The sequence below is a fragment of the Xanthomonas sp. SHU 308 genome (assembly GCF_000364645.1).
Classification (GTDB): domain Bacteria; phylum Pseudomonadota; class Gammaproteobacteria; order Xanthomonadales; family Xanthomonadaceae; genus Xanthomonas_A; species Xanthomonas_A sontii.
In genome coordinates this window covers 1-12986 of the sequence record NZ_AQOK01000187.1, presented here as the reverse complement: position 1 = coordinate 12986, position 12986 = coordinate 1, and the positions used below count along the sequence as shown (strand labels likewise).

The following is a 12986-nucleotide window of genomic DNA, read 5'->3' as shown; positions in this document are numbered from 1 at the left end:
CGCTGGACCGCGACGCGCTGCTCGCCGCCGGCCGCGGCGACGCGGGCCGCAGCTTCGACGCGCTGGCCGAGCAGGTCTCCGCGGACTGGCAGCAGCGCCTGGGCAACGTCGGCCTGCGCCTGCCCGACGCCAGTCTGGTGGACATGCTGCGCGCGCAGGCCGCGTACATGCTGATCAACCAGACCGGCCCGGCGATGCAGCCGGGGCCGCGCAACTACAACCGCTCCTTCATCCGCGACGGCATGGCCACCTCGGCGATCCTGCTGCGGATGGGCCAGGCGCAGGTCGCGCGCGACTACCTGCAGTGGTACAGCGACCATGCGGTGCACCCGAACGGGCTGGTCTCGCCGATCCTCAACGACGACGGCAGCGTCAACGATGGCTTCGGCTCGGACCTGGAGTACGACAGCCAGGGCGAGTACATCACCCTGGTTGCCGACGTCGCGCGGCTGGACGGCGGCCCGGAAAGCGTGCGCGCCTACCTGCCGAAGGTGAAGCTGGCGATGCAGTTCCTGCAGGAACTGCGCGAGCGCACCCTGGTGCCCGGCTACATGGCCGAGCAGCCGGCGCCGGAACGCTTCCGCGGCATCCTCGCCCCGTCGATCAGCCACGAAGGCTATTCCAGCCCCACCCACAGCTACTGGGACGACTACTGGGCGCTGAAGGGCTGGCACGACGGCGCCTGGCTGGCCGACTCGCTGGGCGATGCCGCCACCGCCGCCTGGGCGCGCGAACAGTACGCGGCGCTGCGCAGCTCGCTGGCCGCTTCCATCCGCGCCACCATGGCGTGGAAGGGCGCGGACTACATTCCCGCCGCGGCCGACCTGGGCGACGGCGATCCGACCAGCGTCTCGATCGCGCTGGATCCCACCGGCCAGCAGGACCTGCTGCCGGAGGCGGCGCTGCGCACCACCTTTGCGCGCTATCTGGAAGACGTGCGCCAGCGCAAGCAACCCAATGCGCTGTGGGCCTACACCCCGTACGAGATGCGCAACGTGCTGACCTACGTGCATCTGGACCAGCCGCAGGTGGCCGACGAACTGCTGCAGGACCTGCTGCGCGACCGCCGCCCGTTCGAATGGCAGGTGCTGGCCGAGGTGGTGCAGTCGCGGCTGCGCTTCCCGCGCTACCTGGGCGACATGCCGCATACCTGGATCGGCGCCGAGTACGCGCGCGCCCTGTTCGGCATGCTCATGCACGAGGGCGACGATGCGCTGGTGCTGCTGCCCGGCGTGCCGCCAGCCTGGCTCGCCGACGATGGCCTGGCCGTGCAGCGCCTGCCCACCGCCTACGGCACGCTCGGCCTGCGTGCGCGCCAGCGCGACGGGCGGCTGCGCGTCGAACTCGACAGCGGCCTGCGCACCGGGACCGCCGTGCGCGTGGTCTGGCCGACGCGCACGCGGCCGACCCAGGTGCGCGTGGACGGCCGCCGGATCGACCACTACGACGCCGGCGGCGTGACCCTGTCCAAGCCGTTCCGGACCCTGGAGGCACGCTGGTGAGTCCGCCCCCCGTCCCGGCGCCGGATGCGCGCGCCAACATCACCATCAAGGATGTGGCGCGCCTGGCCAACGTCTCGGTGGCCACCGTGTCGCGCACCATGAACGGCCATCAGCACGTGGCCGAGTCGGTGCGGGCGCGCGTGCTGGAAGCCGCGCGCACCCTGCACTACGTGCCGCACCACGCCGCGCGCAGCCTGAGCAGCCGCCGCACCCACACCATCGGCGTGGTGCTGCCGGACCTGCACGGCGAGTTCTTCTCCGAACTGATCCGCGGCATCGATACGGTGGCGCGCGAGCGCGGCCTGCACCTGCTGGTGTCCAGCTACCACGGCGAGCCGGAACAGCAGCGGCTGGCGGTACGGCGCATGCCCGGGCGCGTCGACGGACTGCTGATCATGTCGCCGTCCCTGGCCAGCGATGCCGAGGACCCGGCCGACATGCTGCCCGGCGCGCTGCCGGCGGTGCTGATGAACTGCGCCGAGCGCATCGGCGAGGCGCAGGTGCTCAACGTGGACAACTACGGCGGCGCACGCGCCATGACCCGCCACCTGCTGGACGTGGGCCATCGCCGCATCGCCTTCATCGCCGGGCCGGACGACAACTTCGATGCGCGCGAACGCCTGCGCGGCTACCGCGACGAACTGCGCGAGCGCTGCCCGCAGGTGGCACCGCTGGTGCTGCCCGGCGCCTTCGACGAGGCCTCCGGGTACCGCGCCGGCGAAGCCCTGCTGCAGGGGCAGCGGCCGGACGTGGTGTTCGCCGCCAACGACATGATGGCGCTGGGCTGCCTGTTCGCCTTCACCCATGCCGGGCTGCGCGTGCCCGAGGACATCGCCCTGGCCGGCTTCGACGACGTGCCGATGGCACGCTACGTGCATCCGGCCCTGACGACCATGCGCGTGGACATCGCCGGCTTCGGCGCCCGCGCCATGCAACTGCTGCTCGGTGCGCTGGAGCCGCATGCCGCTCCGGTGGCGTCGGCGGCAGCGGCCAATGCGATCGCTCCGCAACTGATCGTTCGTGCTTCCAGTGCCCAGCGAGGGACCGCCATGGACTGACACCGACGCATGCAGCACCGATGTCGTTTTTTGCACCACCTAGAAGAACACAACAATGATCCCGTTGACCGCCCTGGGAGGGCTTTAGTCATGAAGAAATCGCGTTCCGCCTCCAACCTGCCCGCACGCAGCCTGCTGTGCTGCGCGCTGGCCACCTGCCTGTTCGCCACCATGCCGGCGATGGCCCAGTCCAGCAACGCCACGCTGCGTGGTCAGGTTGCCGCCGCCCAGGCCGGTACCGAGGTCACCGTCACCAACATCGCCACCGGCTCGGTGCGCCGCGCGCCGATCGCCGCCAACGGTAGCTACACCGTGGTCGGCCTGCCGCCGGGCACCTACAAGGTCGAGGCCAATGGCGTTACCAAGACGGTGACCCTGCAGGTCGCGTCCTCGTCCACCGTCGATCTGGACGCCGCCACCCCGGCTGCCGGCGGCAACGCCACGACCCTGGACACCATCACCGTCAGCGCGCCGTTGCTGAAGGACGTCAAGACCTCGGAAGTGGGCAACGTGGTGTCGCTGCACCAGATCGAGCAGCTGCCGCAGGCCACCCGCAACTTCCTGGAGTTCGCCGACACCGTGCCGGGCATGGTGTTCCAGATCGATTCGCAGGGTCACACCACGCTGCGCGGTGGCGCCTCCAACAGCAGTGCCGGCAATCTGTACATCGACGGCGTCAGCCAGAAGAGCTACGTGGCCAAGGGCGGTATCGCCGGCCAGAACGACAGCCAGGGCAACCCGTTCCCGCAGCTGGCGATCGGCGAGTACAAGGTCATCACCTCCAACTACAAGGCCGAGTTCGGCCAGGTGAGCGGCGCGGCGGTCACCGCCGCCACCAAGTCCGGTACCAACGAGTTCCACGGCGAGGTGTTCTACCGCTACACCGACCAGGATCTGCGCGACAAGAGCCCGGCCGAGGAAGCGACCGGCAAGAAGGTGGACTCGCAGACCAAGGAATACGGCTTCGCGATCGGTGGCCCGATCCTGCAGGACCGCATGCACTTCTTCTTCGCGTACGAAGGCAAGGACAACGTCGTGCCGCGCACGATCTATCCGGATGCCAAGGCGGCCCGCTATGTGGGCTTCCTGCCGTCCAATCTGTCCAGCCAGTATGGCGCAGCCAACCTGCCGTTCACCGAAGACCTGTACTTCGGCAAGATCGACTTCGAGCCGACCGATCGCGACCGTTTCGAACTGAGCGCGCAGGTCCGCGACGAGACCCAGACCGACAACGTCGGTGGGCAGAACGCGACCGATCACGGCCTTGACAAGATCAACAAGGACAAGCGTGTGGCGCTGCGCTGGGCGCATAGCGCCGATGCTTGGTACAACGAGTTGATCGTCAGCCGCGAGGACGGGCGTAACGATCCGCTGCCGATGTCGATCGGCAATGGCGTCATCTACAACTACCTGGATTACACCGATCCCAACATCGGCGAGTACAACTTCCTGTCCACTGGCCCTTCGGGCGGCGCCAGCGTGCAGAAGCGTCAGCAGAAGGGCTGGTCGCTGCAGAACGACCTGACCTTCACCAGCTTCCAGTGGCATGGCGACCACACCATCAAGATGGGCGTGAACTTCAAGGACATCGAGCTGACGGCGCAGGATGCCGCCTCCTTGAATCCGCAGTTCAGCTACTCGGTCGATGCCAACGGTGTGGCCTCCACGCCCTATCGCGTGGACTTCTACTCGCCGTACGCCACCCCCGGCCAGAGTGCAGTGGTTACGACCAAGGCCAAGCAGTATGGTGTGTACCTGCAAGACGATTGGGCGGTCAACGACAAGCTGATGCTGAACATCGGCATGCGCTGGGACTACGAGGACAACCCGGCCTATACCGATTTCGTCACCTCGGCCGCCTTCGTGCAGGCGCTGTACGCCGACGATCCGGCGAACCCAGGCCATCCCTGGGCCGATCGCCTGCTGCCGAGCGGCGTCAATGCCGCCGACTACATAAGCAACGGCCACAACCGCAAGAACTTCAAGGATGCCTGGCAGCCGCGCCTGGGCTTCTCCTACGACTTCTTCGGTGACCAGTCCGCCGTGCTGCATGGTGGTGCCGGGCGGTCCTACGACCGCAATCTGTTCGAACAGATGGCATACGAAACCAGCAAGGCGGCGCTGTCGCCGGTCGCGGTGTTCTTCCAGAACCCCGCCACCGGGCAGTGCTATCGCAGCGGCCGCGTGTGCGTGCCATGGGATACGAAGTACCTTAACGGCATGGATAACCTCAATGCCATTTCCGGCGTCAGCGGCAGCGGCGAGTTGTTCATGTTCAACAACCACCTGAAGACCCCGTACAGCGACCAGTACAGCATCGGCATCAGCAACCAGGTCGGCGATTGGCTTACCGACGTGACCGTGCAGCGCAACCTGAGCTACGACGGTTTCGCTATGTCGCTGATCAACCGCTATCCGGACGGTTCCTACTTCGATGCGACCGGTAGCGCGCCGTGGGGTCAGCCGGTGCCGGGCTACAAGAACACCATCATCGGCATGAATGGGTTGGAACAGCGGACCACCCAGGTGCTGCTGTCGGCGGAGAAGCCCTATACCAAGGAATCGGGCTGGGGCCTGACCCTGTCCTACACGCATACCAACGCGCGTCAGAACCGCAACATCGACGAGCCCTTCGCCTTCGACAAGGCCACCATCCACGACTATCCGTTCGTGAAGTCCGACGCCGTCGCGGGCCACCGCTTCGTCGCGTCTGGTTCGATCGACGGTCCATGGGGCATGACCTTCGGTGCCAAGGTGGTGCTGGCGACGCCGGAGCCGATCAACACCATCGCCTGCTATGGCCACACGGATGCGGACGGCGCGACCTGCCAGCAGGTCGCTGCGATTCCGCCGGGCAATGGCAAGTTCCTGGTCGGCGGCAAGATCTGGGGCTACCGTACGGTCGACTTCCAGGCGTCGAAGGACTTCACCGTGTACAAGGACTTCAAGCTGTCGGCGCGCGTGAATCTGCTCAACGCCTTCAACTTCAAGAACTACAACACGTACGTCTACAACGACTTCGGCAGCAACGGCCGGTACGATCCCAACATCAGCATCAACAAGACCGGCGACATCATGTACGTGCCGCGGACGGTGACCTTCGAGATCGGCGCCAAGTTCTGATCCACCGCATGGCCCACGCGCGTGCCCGACCGGCGCGCGTGGGGTTTCAACGGACGGGGCCGCGTGGCCCCGTCCGCGTTTGCGGTCGCCTCTTTTTCCGGTACAGGACCCTGCACGCATGATCGCCGCCCCTCTCCGCAACCTGGTCATCGTCGGCGGCGGCACCGCCGGCTGGATGGCCGCTGCCGCGCTGGCGCGTGTGCTGGGCCCCGACTACCGCATCACCTTGATCGAGTCCGAGCAGATCGGCATCGTCGGCGTCGGCGAGGCCACCGTGCCGCACATCAAGGCCTTCAACAATCTGCTCGGCATCAACGAGGCCGAGTTCGTGCGCCACACCCAGGGCAGCTTCAAGCTCGGCATCGAATTCGCCGACTGGCAGCGCCCGGGTACGTCCTACGTGCATGGCTTCGGCACCGAGATCGGGCATCCGCTCGGGCTGCTGCCGTTCCAGCAGTACTGGTTCAAGCAGGCGCTGGCCGGCAAGGCCAGGCCGCTGGGCGCCTACACGCTCAATACCGTCGCCGCCAAGCGCGACCGCTTCATGACTTCGGCCACCGACGTGCCGCCGACTTCGCCGCTGGCCAACATCGCCTACGCCTACCATTTCGATGCGGCGTTGTACGCGGGCTTCCTGCGCCGCTACGCCGAACAGCGCGGGGTGACCCGGCGCGAGGGCATCGTCGAGGAGGTGCAGCTGCATCCGGAATCGGGCGACGTGCGCGCGGTGCGGCTTGCATCGGGCGAGGCGATCGCCGGCGACCTGTTCATCGATTGCTCCGGCTTCCGCGGTCTGCTGATCGAGCAGGCGCTGCACACCGGCTACCACGATTTCAGCCACTGGCTGCCGTGCGATCGCGCGCTGGCGGTGCCTTGCGCCAAGGTCGGCCCGCCCACGCCGTACACCCGCGCGACCGCGCGCGCGGCCGGCTGGCAGTGGCGCATCCCGCTGCAGCACCGCACCGGCAACGGCTACGTGTACTGCAGTGCGCACATCAGCGACGACGAGGCCGCGGCCACGCTGCTGGCCAACCTCGACGGCCCGGCGCTGGCCGATCCGCGGCCGCTGCGTTTCGTCACCGGCCGCCGCAAGCAGGTGTGGAACCGCAACGTGATCGCGCTGGGCCTGGCCAGCGGCTTCATGGAGCCGCTGGAATCGACCAGCATCCACCTGGTCCAGTCCGGCATCTCCAAGCTGCTGGAGCTGTTCCCGCGCGAGGGCATCAGCCCGGTGCTGGTGCGGCGCTACAACGAGCGCATCGCCTTCGAGTTCGACCGCATCCGCGACTTCCTGCTGTTGCACTACCACGCCACCGAGCGCGACGACAGCGCGTTCTGGCGGCACTGCCGCAGCATGCCGATCACCCCGGAGCTGCAGGAGACGCTGGCGCTGTTCCGCGACAGCGGCCGCTTCTACCGCAACGGCGAGGAAATGTTCGCCGAGATCAGCTGGGTGCAGGTGATGGTGGGGCAGGGCATCCTGCCGCGCGCCTACCATCCGCTGGTGGACCAGGTGCCGCAGGCCGACCTGGAGCGCTTCATGGCCAGCGTCGAGCAGACCATCGGCCATTGCGCCGACGCGATGCCGCCGCACCAGGCCTTCATCGACCGCTATTGCGCGGCCAGGCCTGTGTGAGCACGGCCGGCGCCGCGCGGGCACAAAAAAAGAGGCCACGCGCACCAGGCGCGGGCCTCTTCAAATCCGACCGAAGCCGGAGAACGGTATGGCACATCTCCGGCAGAGCCGGACGCTGGGCATGCTACCGGCATGCCGGAGCTAAAGCAATGCTTTAGAAGTTGTTGGTTAAGTCATTGATTTAAAATCAACTGACAGCGTCGCCGGCCAACGTCAGCGCGATCTCCCGCTGGATCGCCTCGGCGGCAGCACGCGGATCGGCCGTCTGGCGGATCGGCCGGCCGACCACGATCGCATCGGCGCCGTCGGCGAAGGCCTGGGCCACGCGGACGGTGCGCTGCTGGTCGTCGCCGACCGGGCCGCCCGGGCGGATGCCGGGGCAGACGATGGAGAAGCCGGCGCCGGTGGCGCGGCGGATCGGCGCCGCTTCCTGGCCGGAGGCGATCACGCCGTCGATGCCGGCCGCCTGCGCGGCCAGCGCGCGCTCCACCACCACGTCTTCCGGCGCGCGGTCGATGCCCATCGACGCCAGGTCGGCGCGGCCCATCGAGGTCAGCACGGTCACCGCCAGCAGGCGCATGTCGCTGCCGTTGGCCTCGGCCGCGGCCTGCATCATCGGCGGGTGCCAGCCGTGGATGGTGCAGTAGTCCACCGGCCACTGCGACAGCCGCCGGATCACCCCGCCCACCGTGGCCGGGATGTCGAAGAACTTCAGGTCCACGAACACCCGCTTGCCGCGCCCGGCCAGCGTATCCAGCACGTCGAAATATTCGCCGGAGGCGAGCAGTTCCATGCCGATCTTGTAGAACGCCACCGCCTCTCCGAGCCGCTCGATCCACTCCAGCGCCTCGCTGCGCCCGGGCACGTCGAGGGCGAAGATCAGGCGCTCGTGCGGCGCCAGCGCCAGCGGCGCGCGACTCACTGCGCCAGCTCCAGCGCCTGCACCTTGGCCTGGTGGCGGGCGGCACGCGACTGGGTGAAGTCGTTGTTGAACAGCGCCGGCTCCCAGGAGCCGTAGCTGGGGTTGGGCAGCATCCACCAGCGCTCGCCGAACCAGTCGTGGTACTGCTGCAGCAACTGCGCGCGGCCTTCCGGGGTGTTGGCCACGACCTGCGCGAAATCGCCCAGCTGGTCGCCGAACTGCATCAGCACGCGGTACTGCTGGCCGACCAGCTTGCGCCGGCAGTTCTTCTCCGAGCCGTTCTGCTCGCAGTCCTTGACCACCGTGCCCAGGCCCAGCAGCACGCTGTTGTCGGCCACCGGCAGGCCGGCGCTACGCAGGTTGGCCAGGGTCGCGTCGGTCAGGTGCACCGCGCGGTTGGTCACGTACAGCACGGTGATGCCCTTGGCGGTGGCGGCCTTGGCGAAATCGACCACGCCGGGAATCGGCTTGGCCTTCTTCTCGGCGACCCACTGGTCCCAGGTGACCTCGTCGTATTCCTTGCCGTTGCGGATCAGCCGCGCCTGGTACGGCGAGTTGTCCAGTACGGTTTCATCCACGTCCATCACCACCGCCGGCTTCAATCCGGCGGCGGCGTTGCCGCGCTCCTCCGGCACCAGCGCGTCCCAGTTCGGCTCCTTCAGCGCCGCATCCAGGCGGTCGGCGGCGGCGCGATAGGTCTGCTCGGCCAGGGCCTGGTACTCGGCAGAGCGCTGCATCCACAGCACTGCGTTGAGGTTGTCGTCGGCGGCGCCCGGCGTGGCAGCTGCGGGCGTGGCGGCAGCTGCAGGGGCGGCCGGCTTGGCGGTGGGGTCGGCGACCTGCGCCTGCGGCTTGCAGGCGGACAGGGCGAGCACGGCGCAGGCCAGTGCGGTGCGGGCGATCGGCGTCATCGGGTGTGGAAACCTGGGCAAATGAACCGCGGATTTTAGCCGGTTGCGATGACAGGCGCGGCGCGCAGTGGCGCAGGCGGGCTGCCGCGCTCAGGGCGCGAACGTCAGTCCGTGCAGGTCCGGGGCGAGCACCGCCTCGACGGGGTCGGCATCGTCGTGGCCGGCATAGGCACTGAAGCGGATGCGCAGGCGGCCGTCGCGCACGGCGTAGGGCGTCAGGTCGTCGAGGTCGGGCGCGTCCAGGTCGATGTTGTCCAGGCAACTGGACACCGGCACCCGGGCCAGGATCGAAGGCGCCCCGTGCAGGTCGACCACGGTCAGCGCCATCTCCGCCCCGGCGCCACAGTAGCCATGTCCGTCCCCGGGCGAGGAACGGCGCACCGACAGGTACAGCAGGCGGTCGCGCGCCAGATACGGCTGCAACCGGGTCGGCAGCAGGCGGATGGCGCGTTCGGCGCCGATCCGCTCCGGTGCGTAGGCGCGCGGAATGGTCTCCAGCACGGCGGGTGTGCGTCCGGGCAGCTGGAGCACCACACGGCCCGCGCGATAGGCCAGATGCAGCAGGCCGCGGCGTGGATCGCAGACGTCGGTATCGGACGGCACGGCCGATGCCGCGCGGCAGTCCGTCGGTGTCGGCGTCGCGGCGCTGTGGGCGGGCACGGCAGCGGGCGCAGCGGGCGAGGCCAGGGCCAGCAGGAGGAGGAGCGGCAGCATGCGAGGCCTTCGAGGTGTGAGCCAAGAGTGTGGCAGCCGCCGTGGATCGCGCGCCAGTTGTGACGTGCGTCCTTTGCGAAGGTGACGAAATTCTCGCAAGCGCCTGTTTTGCAGGGGATTTACCGACAGCGTGTCGGGAGCCTCCCGATGCCGCCGCACTGTGGTTTCCACCACACTTCCAGGCATGGAAAACCGTGCGACGCGGCGCCTGGTGCGCTGCGACGCGATCGCGCCTGCACCGCAGGCAAACGCGGGAAGCGTCACAGGGGACGTCGCAGTGGATCGCCGGAGAAAAGGAGCTTCTCGCATTGTGCTGGCTGCGTGCCTGTTCGCCAGCGTGCCCATGGCGCAGGCGCAGGACCCGCCGAGCACGCTCGATCGCCAGGAACAGCTGCGCCAGGCCGAGCAGGTCCAGCGCCAGCAGGAGCAGGACCGGCAGGCGCCGTTCGTGGGCCCGCGCGAGGCCGAAGCGCCGGCGGACATGCGCAGCACCGTCTTGCCGACCGAAGCGCTGTGCTTCCCGATCCAGCGCGTCCGCCTCAGCGGCGCCGGCCCCGACGCGGCGCGTTTTTCCTGGCTGTGGCAGTCGCTGCGCCGCTACGAGGGCCGCTGCATCGGCACGGCCGGCATCGACCTGATCCGCCGCCGTGCGCTGGACCAACTGGTCGCGCGCGGCTTCGTCACCACCCGCCTCGGCGTGCCCGCGCAGGACCTGTCCCGCGGTGAGCTGCGCTTCGAACTGCTGCCCGGGCGCCTGCGCCAGGTGCGGGTGCAGTCGGCGGACAGCCGCGTGTTCTGGCGCGGTGCGCTGCCGCTGCGGCCGGGCGACGTGCTCGACCTGCGCGCGATCGAGCAGGGCGTGGAGCAGTTCAAGCGGGTGCCGTCGCAGGACGCCAAGATCGACATCGCCCCGGGCGAGCAGCCCGGCGAGTCGGACCTGCTGATCACCGTGCAGCGCAGCAAGCGCTGGCGCGCGGTGCTCAACGCCGACGACTCCGGCGTGCAGGCGACCGGCCGCTACCAGGGCGGCGTCGACTTCGCCCTGGATGCGCCGCTGGGCATCAACGACCTGCTCTCGATCGGCTACAACCACGACCTCGTCGACGACGGCGCCGCCCGCGGCACGCGCGGCAACAGCCTGTCCTACAGCGTGCCGTGGGGCTGGTGGACGTTCTCCCTGTCGCTGTCGTCGTACCGCTACCACCAGCAGGTGGAGGGTTTCCGCCAGAGTTTCCAGTCCAGCGGCAGCTCGGACAGCGCGCAACTGGATCTGCAGCGGGTGATCCACCGCACCGGCACCAGCAAGACCACGCTGGGCATGGTGGTGGCCAAGCGCGCGGCGCGCAGTTACCTGGACGGCGTGGAGATCGGCATCCAGCGCCGCCACACCACCAGCGCCGAGCTCTACCTCAGCCATCGCCACTACCTGGGCAAGCTGCAGCTGGACACGCGCCTGGGCCATCGCCGCGGTACCCCGTGGTTCGACGGGCAGTGGACCGGCTACGACCCGGCAGTGGGCTTCCCCGGCTACCGCTACGGCGTCACCACGCTCGACATCAGCGCCGGCCTGCCGTTCGCGCTGGGCCCGGTGACGATGAGCTGGGACAGCAGCCTGCATGCGCAGACCTCCCCGCAACTGCTGCTGGGTTCGGAATTCATCACCCTGGGTGGGCGCTACAGCGTGCGCGGCTTCGACGGCGAACGCACCCTTGGCGCCGAGCGCGGCGCGTACTGGCGCAACAGCCTCAACCTGCCGGTGCAGCGCCTGGGCATCACCCCGTACCTGGGCGTGGATGCCGGCCGCATCGCCGGGCCCAGCGCCGCCGGCCTGGCCGGGCGCAGCCTGGTCGGCGGCTTCGTCGGCGTGCGTGGCGCGTACGGCGGGCTCAGTTGGGATGGCTTCGCCGGCTGGGACCTGCACGCACCGCGCGACTTCCACAGCGCGCAGCCGGCCTACGGCGTGCGCCTGATCTACCAGTTCTGACACGTCCTGCCGCCGGCCGGCGGCAGGCAACGCGATGGGTTTTGCCGCGGTGCGCGGCACGAGAGAGACGACGATGCACATGGACCGTACCGACGACCGCCGCCACCGCCTGCTCGAGCCGCTCAAGCGCGGCCTGGCCGCGCTGTTGTGCTGCACCGTCACCTGGACCTCGCTGCCGCTGTACGCGCAGGTCGCACCGGTCGCCAATCCGGACGGGCGCCAGCCCGGCCAGCAGGCCGCCGCCAACGGCGTGCCGGTGGTCGACATCGTCGCCCCCAACGCGCGCGGCGTCTCGCACAACCGCTATTCGCGCTTCGACGTCGGCAGCAACGGCCTGATCCTCAACAACAGCGCGCAGATCTCCAAGACCGAACTGGGCGGCTACATCGCCGGCAACGACAACCTGAAGAACAGCGGCGCGGCCACGCTGATCCTCAACGAAGTCACCTCCACCACCAGCCGCCTGCAGGGCTATACCGAGATCGCCGGGGCCAAGGCGCAGCTGGTGATCGCCAATCCCAACGGCATCGTCTGCGACGGCTGCGGCTTCCTCAACACCTCGCGCGTCACCCTGGCCACCGGCACGCCGCTGCTCGGCGCCGACGGCGCCTTGAACGGTTTCTCCATCACCGGCGGTGCGCTGAGCATCGGCAGCAACGGTCTGGACGCGTACAACGTGGACCGCCTGGATCTGCTGTCGCGGCAGTTGAGCGTGGGCGGTTCGGTGTGGGCCAAGGATCTGCTGGCCAGCGCCGGTGCACAGCGTATCGGCTACGACGGCATGCTGCTGGAGGTGCTGCCGGGCAGCGACGGTGCACCGCCGGCGATCGGCATCGACGTGGCGTACCTGGGCGGCATGTACGCCGACCGCATCCGCCTGATCGCCACCGAAGCCGGTGTCGGTGTGGTCAGCCGCGGCACCCTGTCCGCGCAGAGCGGCAGCCTGCAGATCGACAGCGCCGGTCAGCTGAGCCTGGCCGGCACCGCGGTGGCCCGCGACGACGTCGACCTGCGCGCGGCCGGCGCGCTGAGTCAGCAAGGCGTGCTCGGCTCGCAGCAGGCCGGCGTGCGCCTGCGCGCCGCGCAACTGGCGCTGAGCGGCGACACCATCGCCCATGGCCTGCTCGATGCCGCGG

At 68.9% G+C, this 12986-nt stretch carries 8 protein-coding genes and 1 pseudogene; 6 read left to right on the top strand and 3 right to left on the bottom strand.

The window, feature by feature from the left end; genetic code table 11:
• The 4 genes and pseudogenes from D588_RS0107430 to D588_RS0107415 form a co-directional block, all read left to right on the top strand.
• Window positions 1–1502, top strand: a pseudogene (locus tag D588_RS0107430) (hypothetical protein); the annotation flags it as partial.
• Window positions 1499–2560 carry a LacI family DNA-binding transcriptional regulator gene (locus D588_RS0107425; RefSeq protein WP_017915526.1) on the top strand — a complete coding sequence of 354 codons (1062 nt, stop codon included), beginning with the start codon at window positions 1499–1501 and terminating at the stop codon, window positions 2558–2560. The pseudogene D588_RS0107430 and the gene D588_RS0107425, both read left to right, overlap by 4 nt.
• A gap of 90 nt (window positions 2561–2650) precedes the next feature.
• Window positions 2651–5683, top strand: a complete 3033-nt coding sequence (locus tag D588_RS0107420) for a TonB-dependent receptor (protein ID WP_017915525.1) — start codon at window positions 2651–2653, stop codon at window positions 5681–5683.
• Between the two features lie 118 nt (window positions 5684–5801).
• On the top strand, window positions 5802–7319 hold the full coding sequence (locus D588_RS0107415; RefSeq protein WP_017915524.1) for a tryptophan halogenase family protein: 1518 nt from the start codon (window positions 5802–5804) through the stop codon (window positions 7317–7319).
• A 187-nt stretch (window positions 7320–7506) separates the two neighbouring features.
• Here the strand turns inward: D588_RS0107415 and pyrF are convergent, their stop codons facing one another.
• From pyrF to D588_RS0107400, 3 genes are all read right to left on the bottom strand, one after another.
• Complete coding sequence (pyrF, locus tag D588_RS0107410) at window positions 7507–8241, bottom strand: orotidine-5'-phosphate decarboxylase (protein ID WP_017915523.1); 735 nt, start codon at window positions 8239–8241, stop codon at window positions 7507–7509.
• On the bottom strand, window positions 8238–9152 hold the full coding sequence (locus D588_RS0107405; RefSeq protein ID WP_017915522.1) for a 5'-nucleotidase, lipoprotein e(P4) family: 915 nt from the start codon (window positions 9150–9152) through the stop codon (window positions 8238–8240). The genes pyrF and D588_RS0107405 overlap by 4 nt, the downstream gene beginning before the upstream one ends.
• A gap of 90 nt (window positions 9153–9242) precedes the next feature.
• Entirely contained in the window at window positions 9243–9866 is a 624-nt protein-coding gene (locus tag D588_RS0107400; protein ID WP_017915521.1) for a hypothetical protein, read from the bottom strand.
• Window positions 9867–10209: 343 nt separating this feature from the next.
• On the opposite strand from D588_RS0107400, the gene D588_RS0107395 reads away from it, so the two are divergent.
• Window positions 10210–11850 (top strand): ShlB/FhaC/HecB family hemolysin secretion/activation protein, encoded by a 1641-nt coding sequence (locus D588_RS0107395; RefSeq protein WP_198526738.1) that lies wholly within the window; start codon window positions 10210–10212, stop codon window positions 11848–11850.
• A gap of 79 nt (window positions 11851–11929) precedes the next feature.
• The coding region (locus D588_RS0107390) for a filamentous hemagglutinin N-terminal domain-containing protein (RefSeq protein ID WP_026143475.1) at window positions 11930–12986 on the top strand (1057 nt) is incomplete at its 3' end.